Annotated in this window: 20 protein-coding genes and 1 tRNA gene; 11 read left to right on the plus strand and 10 right to left on the minus strand. The window is 64.1% G+C overall.

Going from position 1 to position 21,023, the window contains the following annotated elements:
- Positions 1–21 precede the first annotated feature (21 nt).
- The 3 genes from ACP15R_RS21065 to ACP15R_RS21075 all read left to right on the plus strand — a co-directional run bounded on the left by ACP15R_RS21065 (position 22) and on the right by ACP15R_RS21075 (position 2,226).
- Complete coding sequence (locus tag ACP15R_RS21065) at positions 22–681, plus strand: OmpA family protein (RefSeq protein WP_424988040.1); 660 nt, start codon at positions 22–24, stop codon at positions 679–681.
- A 142-nt stretch (positions 682–823) separates the two neighbouring features.
- Positions 824–1,366 carry an NADPH-dependent FMN reductase gene (locus ACP15R_RS21070; RefSeq protein WP_424988042.1) on the plus strand — a complete coding sequence of 181 codons (543 nt, stop codon included), beginning with the start codon at positions 824–826 and terminating at the stop codon, positions 1,364–1,366.
- Positions 1,367–1,413: 47 nt separating this feature from the next.
- Positions 1,414–2,226, plus strand: coding sequence for an FAS1-like dehydratase domain-containing protein (locus ACP15R_RS21075; protein ID WP_424988043.1), 813 nt, complete (start codon positions 1,414–1,416; stop codon positions 2,224–2,226).
- A 10-nt stretch (positions 2,227–2,236) separates the two neighbouring features.
- Here ACP15R_RS21075 and ACP15R_RS21080 read toward each other — a convergent pair whose 3' ends face one another.
- Positions 2,237–3,274: an NAD(P)/FAD-dependent oxidoreductase gene (locus tag ACP15R_RS21080; protein ID WP_424988044.1), complete on the minus strand. Its 1,038-nt coding sequence runs from the start codon at positions 3,272–3,274 to the stop codon at positions 2,237–2,239.
- A gap of 64 nt (positions 3,275–3,338) precedes the next feature.
- On the opposite strand from ACP15R_RS21080, the gene mnmD reads away from it, so the two are divergent.
- Together mnmD and ACP15R_RS21090 are read left to right on the plus strand one after the other, a co-directional pair.
- A complete protein-coding gene (gene mnmD, locus ACP15R_RS21085) occupies positions 3,339–4,007 on the plus strand; it encodes a tRNA (5-methylaminomethyl-2-thiouridine)(34)-methyltransferase MnmD (protein ID WP_424988045.1) in 669 nt (222 codons plus the stop codon).
- Positions 4,004–4,891: a DMT family transporter gene (locus ACP15R_RS21090; protein ID WP_424988046.1), complete on the plus strand. Its 888-nt coding sequence runs from the start codon at positions 4,004–4,006 to the stop codon at positions 4,889–4,891. The genes mnmD and ACP15R_RS21090 overlap by 4 nt, the downstream gene beginning before the upstream one ends.
- Here ACP15R_RS21090 and ACP15R_RS21095 read toward each other — a convergent pair.
- Complete coding sequence (locus ACP15R_RS21095) at positions 4,865–6,823, minus strand: transglycosylase SLT domain-containing protein (RefSeq protein WP_424988047.1); 1,959 nt, start codon at positions 6,821–6,823, stop codon at positions 4,865–4,867. The genes ACP15R_RS21090 and ACP15R_RS21095 overlap by 27 nt on opposite strands.
- A gap of 136 nt (positions 6,824–6,959) precedes the next feature.
- Between ACP15R_RS21095 and dapA the strand changes: the two genes are divergently transcribed.
- Entirely contained in the window at positions 6,960–7,835 is an 876-nt protein-coding gene (dapA, locus tag ACP15R_RS21100; RefSeq protein WP_424988048.1) for a 4-hydroxy-tetrahydrodipicolinate synthase, read from the plus strand.
- A 33-nt stretch (positions 7,836–7,868) separates the two neighbouring features.
- On the opposite strand, the gene yidD is transcribed toward dapA, so the two are convergent.
- The 3 genes from yidD to rpmH form a co-directional block, all read right to left on the minus strand.
- Positions 7,869–8,108: a membrane protein insertion efficiency factor YidD gene (gene yidD / locus ACP15R_RS21105; protein ID WP_424988049.1), complete on the minus strand. Its 240-nt coding sequence runs from the start codon at positions 8,106–8,108 to the stop codon at positions 7,869–7,871.
- On the minus strand, positions 8,105–8,455 hold the full coding sequence (gene rnpA / locus ACP15R_RS21110) for a ribonuclease P protein component (RefSeq protein ID WP_424988050.1): 351 nt from the start codon (positions 8,453–8,455) through the stop codon (positions 8,105–8,107). The genes yidD and rnpA overlap by 4 nt, the downstream gene beginning before the upstream one ends.
- Before the next feature lie 95 nt (positions 8,456–8,550).
- Positions 8,551–8,685 (minus strand): 50S ribosomal protein L34, encoded by a 135-nt coding sequence (rpmH, locus tag ACP15R_RS21115; RefSeq protein ID WP_424988051.1) that lies wholly within the window; start codon positions 8,683–8,685, stop codon positions 8,551–8,553.
- A gap of 298 nt (positions 8,686–8,983) precedes the next feature.
- On the opposite strand from rpmH, the gene ACP15R_RS21120 reads away from it, so the two are divergent.
- The 5 genes from ACP15R_RS21120 to ACP15R_RS21140 all read left to right on the plus strand — a co-directional run bounded on the left by ACP15R_RS21120 (position 8,984) and on the right by ACP15R_RS21140 (position 13,714).
- A complete protein-coding gene (locus ACP15R_RS21120; protein WP_424988052.1) occupies positions 8,984–9,715 on the plus strand; it encodes a TVP38/TMEM64 family protein in 732 nt (243 codons plus the stop codon).
- Between the two features lies 1 nt (position 9,716).
- Complete coding sequence (locus tag ACP15R_RS21125) at positions 9,717–11,138, plus strand: dihydrolipoyl dehydrogenase family protein (RefSeq protein WP_424988053.1); 1,422 nt, start codon at positions 9,717–9,719, stop codon at positions 11,136–11,138.
- Between the two features lie 15 nt (positions 11,139–11,153).
- Positions 11,154–12,539 (plus strand): sensor histidine kinase, encoded by a 1,386-nt coding sequence (locus tag ACP15R_RS21130; protein WP_424988055.1) that lies wholly within the window; start codon positions 11,154–11,156, stop codon positions 12,537–12,539.
- A gap of 73 nt (positions 12,540–12,612) precedes the next feature.
- A tRNA-Arg gene (locus tag ACP15R_RS21135) sits at positions 12,613–12,689 on the plus strand.
- Between the two features lie 92 nt (positions 12,690–12,781).
- A complete protein-coding gene (locus ACP15R_RS21140; RefSeq protein ID WP_424988056.1) occupies positions 12,782–13,714 on the plus strand; it encodes an IS5 family transposase in 933 nt (310 codons plus the stop codon).
- Positions 13,715–13,768: 54 nt separating this feature from the next.
- On the opposite strand, the gene gyrB is transcribed toward ACP15R_RS21140, so the two are convergent.
- The 5 genes from gyrB to rpsT form a co-directional block, all read right to left on the minus strand.
- On the minus strand, positions 13,769–16,186 hold the full coding sequence (gyrB, locus tag ACP15R_RS21145) for a DNA topoisomerase (ATP-hydrolyzing) subunit B (RefSeq protein WP_424988057.1): 2,418 nt from the start codon (positions 16,184–16,186) through the stop codon (positions 13,769–13,771).
- Between the two features lie 108 nt (positions 16,187–16,294).
- Positions 16,295–17,401 (minus strand): DNA replication/repair protein RecF, encoded by a 1,107-nt coding sequence (gene recF, locus ACP15R_RS21150; protein ID WP_424988058.1) that lies wholly within the window; start codon positions 17,399–17,401, stop codon positions 16,295–16,297.
- A gap of 42 nt (positions 17,402–17,443) precedes the next feature.
- Entirely contained in the window at positions 17,444–18,562 is a 1,119-nt protein-coding gene (dnaN, locus tag ACP15R_RS21155; protein ID WP_424988059.1) for a DNA polymerase III subunit beta, read from the minus strand.
- A gap of 197 nt (positions 18,563–18,759) precedes the next feature.
- Complete coding sequence (dnaA, locus tag ACP15R_RS21160) at positions 18,760–20,133, minus strand: chromosomal replication initiator protein DnaA (protein ID WP_424988060.1); 1,374 nt, start codon at positions 20,131–20,133, stop codon at positions 18,760–18,762.
- Positions 20,134–20,692: 559 nt separating this feature from the next.
- Positions 20,693–20,956, minus strand: a complete 264-nt coding sequence (gene rpsT, locus ACP15R_RS21165; RefSeq protein WP_369953412.1) for a 30S ribosomal protein S20 — start codon at positions 20,954–20,956, stop codon at positions 20,693–20,695.
- Positions 20,957–21,023: the final 67 nt, after the last annotated feature.

Below are 21,023 nucleotides of genomic sequence, written 5' to 3' on the forward strand. Positions count from 1 at the left end.
CGCGAGCAGAAGGTACATGAAATGTTCTCCAAGTCGATGATCGGTGCGGCGCTGGCCGCTTCCCTTGCCCTGAGCGCTTGTAACGATCCGGCCACGCTGGGCGGTGAACCCGACCCGCATGCCAAGGCCAAGCAGGGTGCGCTTTTGGGTGCGGCGGTGGGTGTCGGAGTCTCGGCGCTGACCGGTGGCGAGGGCGGCAACCTGTTGCTCGGTGCGGCGGCGGGGGCCGCCGCGGGCGGGATCGTCGGCAACGAGCTGGACAAACAGGCCGCCGAGCTGCGGGCGCAGCTGGCCAATGACGGCATCACCATCACCAACGCGGGCGACCGTCTGATCGTGACCCTGCCGCAGGACATCACCTTTGCCACCGACAGCGCCGATGTCACCCCGTCGCTGCGTGCCGATATCGGCCGTGTTGCGCAGCACCTGTTGCGCTATCCCGACAGCACCGTGCAGGTGATCGGCCATACCGACAGCACCGGCGACGCCACCTATAACCTGGGCCTGTCGCTGCGCCGGGCGAATTCGGTGGCCAGCATCCTGCAAAATGGCGGGGTCAGCGGTGCGCGGATCAACACCTTTGGCGAGGGCGAGGAAAAACCGCTTGCCTCGAACCTGACGCCAGAGGGCCGGGCGCAGAACCGGCGTGTCGAAATCGTCGTGATCCCGCGCAACTCCTGACACCGGTCTCCGGCGGGGCGTGCAGCCTGTGCGCCCGCCGGCGCCGTGAAACAGACGTTTCCACCCGGCGGGCGATATGCGATGTCTGGCACGGGAACCGCGCAGGCGGCGTGACCTTGCAGACAGGACAGGACCACCAACCATGACACAACCAACACTTCTCGGCCTTTCCGGTGCCTTGCGGGCAGGGTCGACCAACACCAAGCTGATCCACGAAGCCGCGCGGCTGTTTGGCCCCTGCACCTTTGTCCAGGCCGATCTGCACCTGCCGCTCTATGATGGCGATATCGAGGACGGGCCGGGCATTCCGCGCGAGGTTCAGGCGCTTGCCGACCAGATTGCGGCGGCAGATGCCGTGGTGATCTCGACCCCGGAATACAACAAGGCCCCGTCGGGCGTACTCAAGAACGCGCTGGACTGGGTCAGCCGTACCAGCGGTCGGCCCTGGCAGGACAAACCCGTCGCCGTAATGTCCGCCGCCGCCGGGCGCGCGGGGGGCGAACGTTCGCAGACCATCCTGCGGGCGATGATGGTGGCGTTTCAGCCGCGCATCCTGCAAGGCCCCGAATTCCATCTTGCCGACACCCGCAACCAGTTTGACGAGACTGGCCAGCTCACGAGCGAACTCTACCTCAAGACATTGCAGGCCCTGATGGACAAGCTGCGGGCCGAGATCGACCGATAGGGCATTGCGCCATTTGGCGTTGGCCCCGGATGGTGTAGGCTCGGCATATGAAACACGCGTCTCCGGCCTCGGAAATCCAAGGTGACCAGCTTGACCCGGCGCGGGCGCGGGCCTTTCAGGTCGCGCTTGGCCATGCCCCCGATATCGACGCCGGCAGCCCGCTGCCGCCGTTTTTTCAGCAGTTGTATTTCTGGGCTCCGCAAGCGGCCTCTGGGCTGGGGCGCGATGGCCACCCGCGTCTGGGCTCCGGGCTGATCCCTGATCTGGGTCTGCCGCGTCGCATGTGGGCCGGCGGGCGGCTGGGATTTGCCCATGCGCTGATTGCCGGTGAACCGTCGGAACGGCACAGCACCGTTGAATCCGCCGGGCACAAGCACGGGCGCACCGGGCCGCTGGCCTTTGTGACCCTGCGCCACGAATACCGGCAACGGGATCGGGTCTGTCTGAGCGAATGGCAGGATCTCGTCTATCGGCAGGATCCGGGCCACGACGCACCGCGCCCGGTTGCACCTGTCGCCCGCACGGATGAGAGCGATCTGCGCGAGGTCGGCTTTGATGCCATCCAGCTGTTCCGGTATTCGGCGCTCACCTTCAACGGGCACCGCATCCACTATGACCGCGACTATGCGCGGGATGTCGAAGGCTATGGCGGGCTGGTGGTGCATGGGCCGCTATTGGCGCAGCATCTGATGCTGATGGCGCGCGACCTGATCGGGCCGCTGGCGCAGTTTTCCTATCGCGCGGCCTCGCCGTTGATGGATTTCGAAGCCGCCGCCCTGTGCCGTCGCGACACTGACCTGTGGGTGCGCGGGCCGGATGGACGCCTGGTGATGACGGCCAACGCGGTGCCGATGCTGTAGGCCCGGCGCGCTAGAGTGACGCCTCGACCCGGAACTCCGCGGGGATGGCATCCTGCTCGTTCAGCAGCAGTTCGGCCATGACCTGCGCCACCTTCGGGGCCATGCCAAAGCCGATCTTGAACCCGCCATTGGCGATGAAATGACCCGGCCTGTCCGGCCAGGGGCCAAGCATCGGGGCGCGGCTGCGGGCGCGGGGGCGGATGCCGGCCCAGCGTTCGATCACCGAGACACCATGCAGGATGGGCATCGCGGCAATCGCCCGCTCGATCACGTCATCCAGCAGGGCATCGGTGGCGCGTGGGTCGTCATGCTCCCGTTCGCTGGTCGAGCCGATGGCCAGCGTGCCGTCCGCGTGGGGGATCAGGTGCAAGGCGTCGACAAAGAGCTGCGGCGCGTCCGCGCCCGCGTCAAATCGCAACAGCGCGGCCTGGCCCTTGACGCCGACACCGGCGGATTTGCCGATCAGGCGCGACAGTTCGGCCAGCCCGTCGGCCCCCGTGGCATGGACCACAAGCCCGCGATCCGGGGCGTCGGTCACGATGGTGACGCCCAGAACCCCGAGCGCCGCGACAAGCGCGGCGCACGCGCGTCTTGGGTGTATCCGGGCGCTGAGCGTGTCGTGAATGACATGGCCGGTGGCGCTGGCCGGGGCAAACGGGCCGATATCGGCGGTCTGCCGGATGGTCCACGCCGCCTGACCCCGCCAGAGCTCCGCAGCGGTCGCGGCCCGTTGCCGCGCAAGATCGAGCGCCCGCCGGTCCGCGATGGGTTGCAGCCGCCCGGTCCGCCCATAGCCCGAGGCAACGCCGCCGGTTGCTTCGACATCCTGCCAGAACCCGGCGGCCATCAGCAGGCTGTCCAGTTGAAACGCCTTTTTGGCGTTCCAGTTCTCGGGCACATGCGGCGCGAGCGCCCCCACGATGCCGCCGGAAGCGCCGGAACCCGGGCCGTTGGGGTCGATCACCCGCACCGACGCGCCACGGCGTGCGCAGGCCCATGCAATCGACAGGCCAAAGATCCCCGCGCCGCGTATCGTTACATCGACCATTGCCTAATCCCGTTCCTTGCGCCATGTCTCGCTGCGATGTGAGACCTTCTTACGGATTCCGGACATGCAGGACCAGCAGGCAGAATTGCAATGGCGCGATGGCCATGTGCCGGTGTCGACCCGGTTCGACGATCCGTATTTCAGCCTTGAGAACGGCCTGGCCGAAACCCGGCACGTGTTTCTGGAGGGCAACGGCTTGCCGGGGCGGTTTCGCGAAGGGTTCCACATAGCCGAGCTTGGATTTGGCACAGGGTTGAACATGTTGACCGCCTGGGCCGCGTGGGAGCAGGCGGAGCAGCGTTCGCCGTTGAACTTCACCAGCTTCGAGGCCTTTCCGATGGCGCGCGACGACATGGCGACGGCGCTTGCGGCCTTTCCCTCGCTGTCGCCCTGGCGGGATCGGTTCCTGGCGGTCTGGACCGGGCAGGGGGACTGTGATCTCGGGACGCTGCGCCTGACGGTCATTACCGGCGATGCGCGCGAAACCCTGCCGGGCTGGGCGGGACGGGCGGATGCGTGGTTCCTGGACGGGTTTTCACCGGCCAAGAACCCGGAGCTTTGGGGCGAAACCCTGTTGTCGGATGTCGCGCGCCATACCGCCCCCGGCGGCACCGTGGCCACCTATACCGCCGCGGGGTTCGTGCGGCGCGGGCTGGCGCAGGCCGGGTTCCAGGTGTCGCGGGTGCCGGGATACGGGCGCAAGCGGCACATGGTCCGGGGGGCATTGGCATGAGCACGATCAACCCGCCGCAGCAAACCAACAACGTCCCGCTTGGCGTCACGTTGATGATTGCCACGACGGTTGTGTTCGCGCTTCAGGACGGCATCTCTCGGCATCTTGCCGGTGAATACAACACGATGATGGTGGTGATGATCCGCTATTGGTTTTTTGCCGCCTTTGTCATCGCGCTGGCGGCACGGGCGCGGGGTGGCTTGCGGGCTGCGATGCGGACCTCGCAACCGATGATCCAGATCACCCGTGGCCTGTTGCTGGCGGCGGAAATCTGTGTTGCGGTATTCGGGTTCACCGTGCTTGGCCTGATCGAGAGCCATGCGGTCTTTGCCTGTTACCCGCTGCTGATCGCCGCGCTTTCGGGGCCGATCCTGGGTGAACGCGTGGGCTGGCGGCGGTGGAGCGCCATTGCCGTTGGGTTCATCGGGGTCCTGATCATCCTGCAACCGGGGATCGGGGTGTTTGATCCCCTGGCGATCATCCCCCTGGTGTCCTCGGTGATGTTCGCGGTCTACGGTCTGCTCAATCGCTATGCCGCCCGGCGCGATACCACCGCGACCAGCTTTTTCTATACCGGCACGGTTGGCGCGGTCCTGATGACCGGGATCGGCATCTGGTTCTGGCAACCGATGGCTGGCCCCGACTGGCTCTGGATGGGGGCGCTGTGCATCACCGGGGTGCTGGGACATTGGCTCTTGATCCGCTGCTACGAGGCTGCCGAGGCCAGCGCGGTGCAGCCCTTTGCCTATTTCCAGCTGGTCTTTGCCTCGTTGCTGGGCATGGTGGTGTTTGGCGAAACCCTGCGCGACAACGTGGCGATTGGCGCGGCGATCATCGTGGCCGCCGGGCTGTTCACCCTATGGCGCGAACGCGTCAAGGGTTGAGCCCGCAAGCTCGCGCGAGAACGGCACCGGCAGGGCCGCGCCGCCCAGCCGCGCGCGATAGACCGGCAGGCTTTCGGTGACGCGCATCACGTAATTGCGGGTTTCGTTGAATGGAATGAACTCGATCCAGTCGATCACGTCCACGTCCGGGCTGCGCGGGTCGCCGAAATCCTCGGCCCATTGCAGCGGGCGCCCCGGTCCCGCGTTATACCCGGCCGCCATCATCACGACGTTGCCGTCAAAACTGCCCGCCAGCCCGGCGAGATAGCGCGCGCCAAGGCGGGCGTTATATTCCCACTCTTCGATCAGGCGCGAGGTTTTGTGCCCGGCGGCGATCCCCATGTCCTCGGCGACGGCGCTGGCGGTTGCGGGCATTACCTGCATCAGTCCGCGCGCGCCCGCGCCGCTGATCACGCGGGGATCGAATTCGCTTTCGCGGCGGGCGATGGCCAGGGTCATTTCCGGGGCCATGGGCAGGTCCATATCCGCAACCGGGTGCAGCGGGAAATAGGCGCTGTGCAGCACCATCGCCTGTTGCGCGGCGCGCTTGGCGATCATCACCGCGAGATGCGGCTGGCCGTTGTCGATGACCATCGCGCCCAGCTGGTTGGCCTGTACCGGGTCCAGGCTTTCGACCAGATGCGCGAGGAACCGTTCGGCAAGATCAAGTTCGCCGGCCTCTAATAACAGTAACCCGGCCTGCAACACGCTGGACGACATGAACGGGGCCTCTTGCCATGGCGGCAGGTCGGGCGGGTTGGCAAGCACCGGATCAAACGGACGCCCGATCCGCTCGGCGGCGAGCAGGCCGTAAAACGATGTCTGGTGCTCGGCCCCTTGCGAATAGGCATCATGGGCACCGTCGCTGTCGCCAAGCGCCTCATGGGCGCGGCCCAGCCAGTACCCGGCCCGCCCGCGCGAGATCGGTGATTTCACCGCCGCCTCGAAATGCTGAAAATGGCGCAGGGCGGTGGTGGGATCGTCGAGTTGGCGCAGGGCGATGAACCCGGACAGCCATTCTAGGTCGGCATAAGACGCGCCCTCGGTCAGATAGTGACGCGAGGCGATCTGGTAGGCGCGCTCCGGCTCGCCCGCGCGCATGGTCTTGCGGGCAAGGTTGGCGCGGCGGCGGGCCCATTGCTCGGGCTCGCCAAGGGCCTCGGTGCTGATGCTGCGCTCCATCAACAGGGCGATGGCATCCTCATCGCGGCCCTTGCGGTCGCGCCAGACAAAGCGGTCATGCGCCAGCCCCGCCGCACCGCTCAGTTCCTCGGGCACCGCCTCGATCCGGACATCCACGCCGGGGGCCATATCGCGCAGCGCGATCCGGGCCTCGGCCAGCGCCCGGTGATCGTCATCCACCAGCGACAGCATCTGTCGTGCGCTGACCAGGTGGTTGTCCCACAGCATCCGGTCCAGCCGGGCATCGTGATGCGGCGCGAGCAGCTCGGCGTGTTGGCGCAGGTAGTTCGCCTGGATCAGCCGCCCCATTGGCATGGTGCGCCAGGCCAGCACCAGCTCGGCCTCGGCATCGCCCTGCTGGCCCCGTGCAATCAGCACCCGCGCGCGGCTCAGCACGCCTTCGGGCGATTGCGGCGGCGTCCCGGCGTAAAACGCGATGATCCCGTCGCCGGGCAAGGCATCGATCGCCGCCTCGCTCTTGCGGCGCAGCCAGGCGAGGCCCGGCCAGTCCGGTCGCCGTGCAAGAAAGCCGGTGACATCCGCCGCATCGCCCAACCCGGCGCGCAGCCGGTGCCATTCGACAACGTCACTGGCCACGCTTTCGGCCTTGCCGGCGGCGGCGAGCGCCTCGGGCCATTCCCATTTGCGCAGCAATTCCATGGCGCGGGCCAGGTTCTGCGCGTCATCCGCCCGCACGGCGCCAGCAAAGGCCGCAGAAAGGCACAACAGAACCGTTAGAATGCGCAACATCGCTTGCATTTCCCGATCATCCAAGGCTAGAGCCTGTGACGATAATCTGTGGCGGGCCGGGATCAACAGCAATCACGGAACTGTTTCAGGTTAGGCGGAGTTTTTCCGCGCGGATCATGAAAAAAGGAGCGTGCCCATGTTCAAAGGCTCAATGACAGCCCTCGTCACACCGTTTCGCAACGGCGAGTTGGATCTGGATACGCTCAAACAGCTGGTCGAATGGCAGATCAGCGAAGGCACATCGGCGCTGGTGCCGGTCGGAACCACGGGCGAGAGCCCGACGCTGACCCATGCGGAGCATGAAACCGTCGTGACCGAGGTGGTCAAGGCCTCTGCCGGCCGCGTGCCGGTGATCGCCGGGGCGGGGTCGAACAACACGCTGGAAAGCCTGCGGCTGGCGCAGCATGCCGAATCGGTCGAGGCCGACGCGGTGCTGGTGGTGACGCCCTATTACAACAAGCCGACCCAGGTTGGTCTGATCGCGCATTTCACCGCGATCCATGATGCCACCTCGCTGCCGATCTTTATCTACAACATCCCGCCGCGTTCGGTGATCGACATGTCGCCCGCCACCATGGGCGAACTGGCGAAACTGCCGCGCATCGTGGGCGTCAAGGACGCCACCGGGGATCTGGCCCGTGTCAGCGCACAGCGCATGACCTGTGGCACCGATTTCATCCAGCTTTCGGGCGAGGATGCCACCGCGCACGGGTTCAACGCACAAGGCGGGGTGGGCTGCATCTCGGTCACGGCCAACGTGGCGCCCGGTCTCTGCGCCCAGTTGCAGGCGGCGACCGCCGCGGGGGATTACGCCAAGGCGCTCGAGGTGCAGGACCGGCTGATGCCGCTGCATCAGGCGATCTTTACCGAGCCGGGGCTGGTCGGCGTGAAATACGCGATGAGCAAGCTGGGCCTGTGCAGCGAAGAGGTGCGCCTGCCGCTGACCGGGCTGACTGACGGCACCAGGGCGCTGGTTGACGCCGCCCTGCGCCACGCGGGTCTGCTGAACTGATAACTCGCGCCCCGGCTAAAGCGCCGGGGGTGATCATTCATCCGGTTCCGGCCTGTCCGGGACCGGATCGTATCCCGTTCCCCCCAGCGGATGACAGCGCCCGATTCGGCGCGCCGCGAGCCACGCGCCCCTGATTGCGCCGTGTTTCTCCAGCGCCTCCAGCGCATAGGCCGAGCAGGTCGGCTGATAGCGGCAGTTGAAACCCACCCAGGGCGAAAAGATCAGGCGGTAGGCGCGGACCGGCAGGGCAAAAATATGGGCAAGGGGGCTCACGATTCGCCGTGAATACGCCGCAGCGCATAGCGCAGGTCCTGTTGCAGGGCCTCGAACGGCCGTGCCGCCGTCGCCTCTGCCCGTCCGATCAGGACATAATCCCATCCCGCGCGGCCATGTTCGGGCAGGACCAGCCGCGCCGCCTCGCGCAGCCGGCGCTTGGCGCGGTTGCGGGCCACCGCGTTGCCGACTTTCTTGGAGCAGGTAAACCCGACCCGTATGCCGCTGGCTTCGCCAGGCGCGCGTTTGCGCCCCTGCACCATCATCGAGCCGGTGCCTTGCCGCCGCGCACGGGCGGCGCGCAGGAATTCCGCGCGCTTGCTCAGAACAACAAGGCTGTCAGCCACGCAAACGGACACCGCCGGGGGCTTGTTCCCTTGGGCGGCAGTGCCATCCAAGGGGACCTCCGGCGGTGTCATGTCCGTCAGGAAAGCTGATGCGCTTACGCGCTCAGCGCCTTGCGGCCACGCGCACGGCGCGCGTTCAGAACCTTGCGGCCGGCTTTGGTTGCCATACGGGCACGGAACCCGTGGCGGCGCTTGCGGACCAGGTTCGAAGGTTGGTAGGTGCGTTTCATCGCTCCGTCTCCAGCTATACTCGGTCGGGTACGGCGCGGAATCGCCCCCCGTGTGAACTTTGAAGCCCGTCCTCTAATGGCGCTTGCCCCGCAAGTCAAACCCTGGCTGCGATAAATCGCGTGAAATCTGCAACAATTCGCGCTTTGGGCCGCACTCGATTGTTTCAGTCGGATCAAACCCTGACGGATTCCTCACGAAATCGGTGCATAAGATCAACCGACCGTGAAGCCCCTGTCGCTTTTTCGCGCCGGGGCGCATGTTGGGCGGGCCAACCACCCTGAGGACGGACCCTGACCGATGACTGCCATGCCCGGCGAAAACAGACCCGGATTGCTGCGCCACCTGCCTCTGATGCTGATCCTGTGCATAGCCGTGACCGGCAGCTTTGCCCTGCGCGACTATCTGAGCTTTGACACCCTGCGCGCCAATCGCGAGGCGTTGTTGATGTTCCGCGATCAGAATCTCGGGGTGCTCGCCGCCGGGTTCGTGGCGCTTTACGTGGTGATCGTGGCGTTTTCCCTGCCCGGTGCCGCCGTGGCGTCAGTGACCGGTGGGTTCCTGTTCGGACTTGCCGCTGGCACGGTGCTGAACGTGCTAGCCGCGACAATCGGGGCCTGCGCGATTTTCATCGCCGCGCGGGCCGGGCTTGGTGCGACGCTCAGCGCCAAATTCGACGCCTCCGAGGGTACGGCGGGCCGTATTCGCGACGGGCTGCGCGATCACGAGATCAACGTGCTGCTGCTGATCCGTCTGGTGCCTGCCGTGCCGTTTTTCGTGGCCAACCTGCTGCCCGCGCTGGTCGGGGTGAAATTTGGCAATTTCCTCTGGACCACGGCCATTGGGATCATTCCGGGGGCAATCGTGTTCACCTGGATCGGCGTCGGGTTGGGCGAGGTATTCGATCGCGGCGAAACGCCGGACCTGTCGCTGTTGTGGGAGCCACATATCATCGGTCCTATCCTCGGTCTCTGTGTTCTTGCCGCGCTGCCGATTGTCGTCAGGGTCCTGCGTGGCCGGAAAGAGATTTGACATGACACAAGCGATCAAGACAGACGTGCTGGTGATCGGAGCGGGCTCTGCGGGATTGTCCGTTGCCGCCGGGGCCAGCCAGATGGGGGCCGGTGTGGTCCTGCTCGAAGGGCACGAAATGGGCGGCGATTGCCTGAATTATGGCTGTGTCCCGTCCAAGGCGTTGATCGCCAGTGCCAAGTCGGCACATGCGCGCACCGTATCTGCGCCAATGGGGATCGCCAACCAGACGCCGGTGGTTGATTATGCCGCCGTCATGGACCACGTGGCGCAAGTGATCGCCCGGATTGCCCCGGTGGACAGCCAGGAGCGGTTCGAGGGGCTGGGCGTGCGGGTGATCCGCGAATATGGCCGGTTCCTGTCACCGACCCAGGTACAGGCCGGCGACCATGTCATCACCGCCCGGCGTATCGTGATTGCCACCGGGTCATCGCCGCTGGTGCCGCCGATTCCGGGGCTGGACGGGGTGCCGTATCTGACCAACGAAACACTGTTCGACCTGCGCGACCGTCCCGAGCATCTGCTGATCATTGGCGGCGGCCCGATCGGGCTTGAAATGGCGCAGGCGCATGTGCGTCTGGGCAGCAAAGTCACGGTGATCGAGGGTGATGTTCCGCTCGCCAAGGATGACCCGGAATTCGCGTCCGAAGTGCTGGATGCCCTGAGGAACGAGGGGGTTGTCATCGAACAGGGTGCGATGGCGGCGGAAATCCGCGGAGAGGCCGGAGCCATCGAGGTCGCGTCGGGGGATGGCCGGGTATTCCGTGGAACCCACCTGTTGATGGCGGTGGGACGCAAGGCAAATACCGAGCGGTTGAACCTGCAAGCGGCGGGTATCGAAACCACGCGCAACGGCATCAAGGTGGATGCGCGAATGCGCACGAGCAACCGCCGCGTCTTTGCCATTGGCGACATCGCGGGGGGGCTGCAATTCACCCATGTCGCGGGATACCAGGCGGGGATCATCCTGCGCCCGATCCTGTTCGGATTGCCCGCCAGGGCCGGAATTTCCCATATTCCATGGGCCACCTATACCGATCCCGAGCTGGCGCAGGTGGGGCTGACCGAAGCACAGGCGCGCGCGCGGCATGGCGATTCCGTCGAGATTGCGGGGTTCGCCTATGATGAAAACGACCGGGCCATCGCCGAGCGCAGGACCACGGGCCGCATCAAGGTCATGGTGGTGCGTGGACGGCCGGTTGGGGCGACCATCGTCGGGCATCGGGCAGGCGATCTGATCAGCCTGTGGTCGCTTGCCATTGCCGGCAATCTCAGGATGAGCCAGGTCGCGGGAATGGTCGCCCCCTATCCGACCTATGGCGAAATCAACAAACGTGCTGCGGGGGCCTATTTCTCGCCCAGACTGTTTGATAACCCTAGGGTCAAACAGGTGGTTGGGCTGGTTCAGAAATGGCTGCCCTGACAAACAAGGGGCAGCATGCTGAACACGCTCTCGGGCCGGCTTCTGATACTGACCACGGTCTTTGTGATGCTGGCCGAGGTGCTGATCTTTGTGCCATCGGTGGCGCGCTATCGCGAGGTCTATCTGCGCAACAGCCTTGAACGCGCACAGATCGCGTCGCTTGCCCTGCTTGCCGATGACATGCTGTCGACCGAGCTTGAGGCCGAACTGCTACGCACGGCGGGTGTCTACAACGTGGTGCTGCGGCGCGACGAGGTGCGCGAACTGGTGCTGAGCTCTCCGATGCCGCCCACCATAGCGGCCACTTATGATCTGCGCGATGCAGGGCCGATCACCCGCAACCGTGACGCGATGATGCGGCTGTTTTCTCCCAAGAGCGAGGTGATCCGGGTGATCGGCGCACCGGTGCAGGATGCCGGTCTGCTGATCGAGGTGACGATGGATACCACGCCGCTGCGGGCGGCGATGATCGAGTATGGCTTGCGCGTGCTGTACCTGTCGGCGGTGATCTCGGTCTTTACCGCGGTGCTGCTCTTTGCGGCAGTCCGGGTGTTGATGGTGCGCCCGATCAAGGGGATCGTCGGCCATATGCAACGCTATGCCGCCGCGCCAGAGGACGCGCGCGGCCTGATCCATCCCAGTTCTGGCGTGGTCGAGATGCGCGAGGCCGAGGATGCGCTGCAAAAATTGCAAACCGACCTGACCCAGGCGCTCAAACAACGCGAACGCCTCGCCCAGCTGGGCGGGGCGGTGGCCAAGGTCAGCCATGATTTGCGCAACATCCTGACCAGCGCGCAATTGTTCACCGACAGGATCGAAACGTCGGACGACCCGCTGGTGCGCCGGCTCGCACCCAAGCTGGTCAACTCGATCACCCGTGCGGTTTCGCTCTGCGAGAACACGCTGGCCTTTGGCCGTGCCGAGGAGCCGGCACCCACCCTTGGCATGGTCCGCCTGCTGGACGTGGTCGAAGATGTCGTCGAGGGTGAACGCCTCGCCGATGACAGCTACCGGATCACCTTTGAGACCGCCGTCATGCCGCTGTTGAACGTGCGGGTCGACAAAGAGCAGCTGTACCGCGTGCTGCTGAACCTCGTGCGCAACGCCCGGCAGGCCATCGCCGCAACCGGCAAGCCGGGCACGGTGTCGATTGCCGCCCACGAGGCGGATGATGCCTGGCTGATCACGGTGAGCGACACGGGGCCGGGCCTGCCGCCACGCGCCCGGGAACATCTCTTTACCCCGTTCCAGGGCGGCGCGCGCAAGGGCGGTTCGGGCCTGGGCCTGACCATTTCCGCAGAGCTCGTGCGCGGGCATGGCGGCAAGCTGGCATTGAAGCAAAGCACGCCGGAGGGAACGATCTTCGAGATCTGCCTGCCCAAGGGCGATGGCATTGTCTGAGGCTCAAGTTTTTTCACGAACCCACCGCTTTCCGCTTGCAAACCCCCGCCTCCCCCTCTAAATCGCCCCCTGTGGACCGATAGCTCAGCTGGATAGAGTACTTGACTACGAATCAAGGGGTCGGGGGTTCGAATCCTCCTCGGTCCGCCACTAAAACGTTTTTCTGAATGTAGATAGGCGTTGTTGCACAAGTCTGACGACGGAGGATTCACTTCGGGAATCCATGCCGTTACAGGAGCTGGATGAGCAAGCCACCTCCTGCCCGCTATCGCTCCACGAACTGGTCCAGCTACAATGCGTCGCTCAGGAAGCGGGGATCGCTGCTGATCTGGGTGGACAAGGAGATGACCTGGCTTGCGTCGCGTGACGGGCGCCCTGGTCGGCCAGCGGTGTTTTCCGACGCGGCCATTCAGTTTTGCCTGTCGATCAAGGTTCTCTTCAAGCTCCCTCTGCGGCAGACCACCGGGATGGTGGCGAGCCTGCAGAAGCTGGCGGGGCTGGACTGGCCCGTTCCGGACTTCTCGATGCTGTGCCGCAGGCAGAAGACCTTGGCCGTTCAGATCCCGTATCGCCGGGCCGATGGCCCGCTGAACCTGCTAGTGGACAGCACCGGCATCAAGTTCCTCGGCGATGGCGAATGGCAGGCCCGCAAGCACGGGGCGCAGGGCCGTCGCCAGTGGCGAAAGATTCATCTGGCCATGGACACGGCCACCTCCGACATCCGCGCCGTGGAGTTTACCCCCAGCCGCGACGGTGACAGCCCGGTCCTGCCGGACCTGCTCGTGCAGATCCCCGACGGCGAGCCGATCGGCTCCGTGACCGCCGATGGTGCCTACGACACGCGCCGCTGCCACACCGCGATCACCGAGCGACAAGCCACGGCGATCATCCCGATCCGCAAGAACGGACGACCTTGGAAAGAGGATGGACCGGCGGCCGTGGCCCGTAACGACATCCTTCGGGCGACACGGCATTTTGGTCGAGCCTTCTGGAAGCGGTGGACCGGCTACCACCTGCGAAGCCGCGTTGAGGCAAGGATGCGCTGTCTGAAGGCGTTCGGAGAGCGCATCGCCGCGAGAGACCCTGACCGCCAGACCGCCGAAGTCCACATCCGCATCGCCCTCATGAACCGCTTCTCAGCTCTCGGCACCGCCGAGATCGTTCGCGTGGCATGACCTCATTCGCGAAAGGGGCAACTGTGGCTCAAGTCTGAGTTCTGCAACAACGCCTCAGAAATCAAGGTTTTCAACGCTCAGGGCGTTTTTCTGGATGAATTCCCGGCGGGGTTCGACCACGTCGCCCATCAGTTTGGTAAAGAGATCGTCGGCTTCGGCCATGTCTTCTACCTTGACCTGCAGCAACGTGCGGGCGTCGGGATCGAGAGTGGTTTCCCAGAGTTGATCCGGGTTCATTTCGCCGAGACCCTTGTAGCGTTGCAGGGTGAGCCCCTTGGCGCCTTCGTCGAGGATCGCGTCCAGCAGGCCGATCGGGCCATGGATCGTTTGTGTCCGGTCGCGCCGCACAAGGGTGATGGGCGTGGCATAGATCTCTTGCAGGCTCTGGGTAAAGCTGCCGGTCTTGCGGGCTTCTCCCGAGCGCAACATCGGGCCATCAAGCGTCCGGACCTCTTCGACACCGCGCAGGATACGTGCGAGCCGAATACCGTGGTCCTGCGTGATGCGGCCTTGCCAGCCGCGTTCGTATTCCAGCGCGATCAGGTCAAGCCGGGCCGCCACTTTGTCGGCGACTCCTTGCAGATCCGCATCAACCGCGCCGGGTACAAAGGCGCCAGCAACGGCGGCCTGTTCCAGGATGTGCCGGGGATAATGCGTCGGAAATGCATCCAGCACGCGGCGCAATTGCCTGGCCTCGTCGACAACCCGCGCGAGATCCTGACCCGAGAGCTCTTCGCCGGAACCAAGGCGCAGGATCGCGCCCTCGACGCCCTGCTGGATCAGGTACTCGTCAAACGCCGCCTGATCCTTGAGGTAGACTTCGGATTTGCCCCGGGCGACCTTGTAGAGCGGCGGCTGCGCGATATAGAGATAGCCGCCTTCGATCAGCTCGGGCATCTGGCGATAAAAGAAGGTCAACAACAATGTCCGGATATGCGCGCCGTCCACGTCGGCATCGGTCATGATGACGATCTTGTGGTAGCGCAGCTTGGAAATGTTGAATTCATCGCGGCCGATGCCGGTGCCGAGCGCCATCACGAGATTGCCGATTTCCTGGCTCGACAGCATCCGGTCAAATCGCGCCCGTTCGACATTGAGAATCTTGCCGCGCAGGGGCAGCACGGCTTGGGTGCGCCGGTCACGCCCGGTCTGGGCCGAGCCACCCGCGCTGTCCCCCTCGACGAGGAATAGCTCGGTCTTGGCCGGGTCCTTTTCCGAACAATCCTTGAGCTTGCCGGCGAGAAAATTCACGTCCATCGCGGTTTTGCGCCGGGTCAGTTCGCGGGCCTTGCGCGCTGCTTCGCGGGCCAGGGCCGCCTCGATGATCTTGCCCACGATGGTCTTGGCCTGGGTGGGGTTTTCCTCGAACCACTCGGCCAGCTTTTCGTTCATCAGCCCTTCCACGGCGGGACGGACTTCGGAACTGACCAGCTTGTCTTTGGTCTGGGACGAGAACTTGGGGTCAGGCACCTTGACCGAGAGCACACAGGTCAGCCCTTCGCGGGCGTCATCGCCGGTAAAGTTCACCTTTTCCTTCTTGGCGATGCCGCTGGTCTGGGCATAGTTGTTGATCGTCCGGGTCAGCGCGCCGCGGAAACCCGCCATGTGTGTGCCGCCATCCCTTTGCGGGATGTTGTTTGTAAAGGGCAGCACCGTCTCGTGATAGCTGTCATTCCACCACATCGCCACCTCGACCCCGATGTCATCGCGTTCGCCGGTGATGAAGATCGGTTCATCCATGACCGAAGACTTGTGCCGGTCGAGATACTTGACGAATTCCTTTACCCCGCCTTCGTAGAACAGCTCGCTACGCAGCGGCTCTGCCGGGCGTTCGTCGATCAGGATGATGCGCACGCCGGAATTGAGAAAGGCCAGTTCGCGCAGGCGCCGTTCCAGCACCTCAAAAGAGTATTCCAGGTTGGAAAACGTCTCGGTCGAGGCGAGAAATCGCACCTCGGTGCCGCTCTTGCCGTCGGCATCGCCCACCACGCGCAGATGCTCGGTGGTTTCGCCATGTTCGAAACGGGCGTAATGCTCTTTGCCGTCGCGCCAGATGCGCAGTTCGAGCCAGACCGACAACGCATTCACGACCGAGACGCCCACGCCGTGCAGACCGCCCGAAACCTTGTAGGAGTTGCTGTCGAATTTGCCGCCCGCATGCAGCTGGGTCATGATGACCTCAGCGGCGGAAACGCCTTCTTCCTCGTGAATGCCCACGGGAATGCCCCGGCCGTTATCGCTGACCGAAACGCTGCTGTCGGCGTGGATCTTGACCGTTACTGCGTCCGCGTGGCCGGCCAGTGCCTCGTCGATGCCGTTATCGACGACCTCATAGACCATGTGATGCAGACCGGACCCGTCATCGGTGTCGCCGATATACATGCCGGGGCGTTTTCTGACGGCTTCCAAGCCCTTGAGAACCTTGATGGAATCCGCGCCATACTCTTCCGGCAGCTTCACGTCTTCGGACATCCGAAATATCCCTTTTCTTTTTTGCATCTTATACGAATTATGGGGGGGATTGTCACGCGGTTGCGCTATATTTTGTGGTTCAATCGCGGGATACGCCGTTCCGCGGGGTCACGCCCGGGTCAGCGCGATTTGCGAGGTGCCACCGCTCTCGGTCACCTCGATCTTTTGGGCCCGCCCGCCCAGCTCCTGGAACAGTTCGGGGCCGGTGCCGGTCATCCAGGCCTGCGCGCCCAGGGCGCAGATCTCGTCGTAAAGCGCGGCGCGGCGGTCTGCGTCCAGATGTGCGGAAACCTCGTCCAGCAGCAGCAGCGGAGGCGCACCGATCCGACCCGCCAGCGCACGGGCATTGGCGAGGATCAGCGATACCAACAGCGCCTTTTGCTCGCCCGTCGAACAATCGCGCGCGGGCACGGATTTGGCGGCATAGACCCCCAAGAGATCGGCCCGATGCGGCCCAACCAGCGTGCGGCCCGCCGCCAGATCGCGAAACCGGCTTTCGGCCAGCGCCTCGCGCAGATCGGCCTGGGTGTCCGGCATCACGCCCTCGGTCTGAACCAGTTCGAGATCGGCCACGGGAAACGCGGTCTCGGCCTGTCGCTGCGCGTCTGACAGCAGTGCCAGCGCCTGCACGCGGTTCTGGTGGATGTTATGCCCGGCCTCGGCCATCTGCGCCTCGAGCGCGGCGTACCAATGGGCATCGCGCACCTGGTCCTTGAGCAACCGGTTGCGTTCGCGCATTGCCTTTTCATAGGCCAGCGACATCTCGGCATGTTCGGGCAGGAAACTCAGCGTCATCCGGTCCAGAAACCGCCGCCGACCGTCCGCGCCTTCGATCCACAGCCGGTCCATGCTGGGGATCAGCCACAGCACGCGCGCAACCCGGCCCAGGGCAATCTGGCTGGCCGCCTTGCCGTCGATTCGCACCTGCCGCGCGCCGCCATTCTCGGACCAGGTCTCGATCTCATGCACCCCCCCCTGCGCCCGCAACACGCCGGTCAGCTTCCAGCCAAGCGCCTCGGGGCGGCGGGTCATGTCTTCGGCGCTGGAACGGCGAAATCCGCGCCCCGGCGAAAACAGCGAGACAGCTTCGAGGATATTGGTCTTGCCCGCGCCATTGGGGCCGTAAATGGCAACCGGGCGCGCATCCAGCGCAATCCGCCCGAGCTTGTGCGAGCGGAAATGCGACAGGGTGAGTTCAGTCAGGGACAGGGACATGCCCGCCACGCGGGTGGGTGCTGCGGGTCAGGCCGGCGCGGATCAGACACGCATCGGCATGACCACGTAAACCGCGCTCTGGTCATTGCCTTCCCGCATCAGCGTGGGATCGCCGGCGGAATTGAACATGAACACCGCGTTTTCGCGATCAACCTGGCTGGCGATTTCCAGCAGGTACTTGGCGTTGAACCCGATTTCGAGCCGCTCGTCCCCATAGGCCACGGCCAGCTCTTCTTCGGCGGCACCGCTGTCGGGGGCGTTGACAGAGAGCACGAGGCGATCCTCTTCAAGCTGCAACTTGACTGCCCGCGACCGCTCGGACGAAACCGTGGCCACCCGGTCAACCGCCTGTGCAAACTCGGCCGCGTCCACTTCGAGCCGGCGCGTGTTGCCCTGCGGAATGACCCGCGAATAATCGGGAAAGGTGCCGTCGATCACCTTGGACGTGAGGGTAATCTCGGGCGTGGCAAAGCGGATCTTGGTTTCGCTGACCGACACGGCAATCGCCATCTCGTCATCGTCCAACAACTTGCGCAACTCACCCACCGTCTTGCGGGGCACGATTACGCCGGGCATGTCCGCCGCACCTTCGGGCAGGTCCGCATCAATCCGGGCGAGCCGGTGGCCATCGGTTGCGACACAGCGCAGAACCTTGCCGCCATCGGCATCGGCAACATGCATGTAGACACCGTTCAGGTAATACCGGGTCTCTTCGGTCGAGATCGCGAATTTCGACTTGTCAAACAGCCGCCGCAACATTCCGGCAGGCGCCGAGAAATTGGTGGCATAGTCCGAAGTTGCCATCACCGGGAAATCTTCGCGCGGCAGGGTGGCCAGCGAAAAGTTCGACCGGCCCGCTTCGACGGTCAGCCGCCCCGCCGCGGCATCCGCCGTCAGGGTAACCAGCGCCCCATCGGGAAGCTTGCGCACGATTTCGTGCAGGGTGGTGGCCGCAACCGTGGTTGCGCCGGCGCGCTCGACCTGTGCGGGTGCCTTGTCGACCACCTCGATATCCAGGTCGGTGGCGCGGAACAGAACCTGGTCACCTTCGGCTTCGATCAGGACGTTGGCGAGGATCGGGATCGTGTTGCGGCGTTCCACAACCGACTGGGCCTGGGACACGGCCTTGAGCAGCGTGCCGCGTTCGATGCTGATTTTCATGTCCTTCGATCCTCTGCATGGGCCGGGATGGGCAACCTAGCGGTTTACCCGGTCAGCACAAGTTTTTTGTGAATTTGTCCGCTGGAATGATTCGGGCGTCAAGGGGCGACACACAGGCAGATCGCGCGTATTGCAATCGGGCAATGGTGTGACATGGGGCAGGCGGGTGCCCCATGCCGATTTCACGGCAATATCGCTCAGGCTTCGAGCGCGCGGCGCAGGATTTCCACGTCTTCGGCGATCTGCCCGTCGATGACCTTGAGCTCTTCGATCCGCTTGACCCCGTGCATTACGGTCGTGTGGTCGCGGCCACCAAAGCGGCGGCCGATCTCGGGCAGGCTGCGGCTGGTCAGTTGCTTGGCAAGATACATCGCAACCTGGCGGGGCCGGGCATAAGACCGCAACCGCTTGGGGCCGATGATGTCGCTGAGCCGGATGTTGTAGTAGTCGGAAACCTTGCGCTGAATCTCTTCGACGGTGATCTTGCGCTCGGACGCGCGCAGCACATCGGCGAGACAATCCTGCGTCAGCTCCATGTCGATCTCGCGCCCCACCAGCGAGGCAAAGGCAAAGAGCCGGGTCAGCGCCCCTTCGAGCACGCGCACATTGGTCGAGATCCGCTGTGCCAGGAATTCCAGAACGCCATTGGCGATCTCAAGACCGGGATAGGTATCGCGATACTGCTGCACCTTGGCTTGCAGGATGCCCAGCCGCAATTCGTAATCGGTCGGATGCAGGTCCACCACGAGGCCGCATTGCAGGCGGGATTTGACGCGATCCTCGAGATCCTTGATTTCGCCGGGCGCACGGTCGGCGGAAATGATGATCTGCTTGTGCTGGTCCACCAGCGCGTTGAAGGTGTGAAAAAACTCTTCCTGCGTGCTGTCCTTGCCGGCGATGAACTGCACGTCATCCACCATCAGAACATCGACCGAGCGGAACAGCACCTTGAAATCCATCATCTTGCGTTCGCGCAAGGCCTGTACAAAGCGGTACATGAACTGTTCCGCCGAGAGGTACAGCACGTTGAGGTCGGGCTGGCGCTTGCGCAATTCCCAGGCGATCGCATGCATGAGGTGGGTTTTACCCAGCCCGACGCCACCATAGAGAACAAGCGGGTTGAAGGTTACCGGGCCGCCTTCGCTGACACGGCGCGCGGCGGCATGGGCAAGCTCGTTCGGCTTGCCGACGACAAACGTGTCAAAGGTGAACCGGGAATCCAGCGGCGCCGCGGGCAAATCGTCGCCCGAGGCCGCCGCGGGTTCATCCGCCGGGGCGGCTGTCCTGGGCGTCTCGGCAACCAGCCGCGGCGACGGGTTCGCGGTTGAGTTGGCCGATACACGGAACGATACGCGCTGAACATTTTCGCCTGCGGTGTTCAGTTCGTAAAGAATGACGTCAGCAAAGTTCTGGCTGACATAATTGCCCATGAAATTGGTGGGAACATTGAATACGGCAACCCCATCCTGCAACTGCTCGAACTCCAGCGGTTCAATCCAGGTGGTATAGTTGTTCTGTCCGACCGTCTTGAGCAGCCCTAGTTTGAGTTGACCCCATTTTTCTTGTGTCATGCAGCGCCTCACGCATCCCGTGCTTATTGGCCTTTTGGCCTTTTACATTGTTTGACCGGAGCAGAATCCGGTTGGATCCACGCCACACGGGGGAATGCACCAGCCGCAAGGACGGTGCTGCACGCGCCGGTCCCATCGGCGCCGCAGTTCAGGTAACAGAGTCAGAGTTCGCTATTCGCAATGAATGCGTTGGCTGACAAAGCACTGTTACACAGACATGTTATGACAGGGCTGCAAAAACCGGTGTGAAACCGGACCTTCGCCGCAAGCAGAAGTGGTCGGTATGGCAGCCGTACCACCCAGCATGGAACCCGTTACATGGCTGACGCAGTTCAGTCACGTCCCGAGCACCGCCTGTCCCCCCAAGTTAGTGAATCGCTGGAACAGTGGTAGCAATTTCGGGTGCAGAGCGGCAATCAAACTCTGGTGTTGACTCACGATTCCGCGGCAAAGAATCTCTGGCCCGCATCAATTCTGTTGCAGCGTTGCAATCAACAAAAAAAGGCGTTGCAGAGCAACGCCTTTATATTCTTGGCTTTTGTTTCAGGTTGACGATACGTCAACCCAGAGCCTTGACCCGTGCCGACAGGCGGGACATTTTCCGCGACGCCGTGTTCTTGTGGAAAACGCCTTTGGAGACGCCGCGCATCAGTTCGGGCTGAGCGGCTCTCAGGGCCGCGGTTGCGGCTTCCTTGTCGCCCGAGGCGATGGCTTCTTCGACAGAGCGCAGGAAGGTGCGAATCCGCGAGCGGCGGGCTTTGTTGACGGCAAAACGTGCCTGGTTCTGGCGGGCGCGTTTCTTGGATTGCGGCGAATTTGCCATGGTGTTCAGACCTTTGTTCGGTTTCGGTTCTATTCGATTGCACAATGCAAGCCCCGGACCGGTTCCT

Source organism: Microbulbifer sp. S227A (assembly GCF_049800935.1).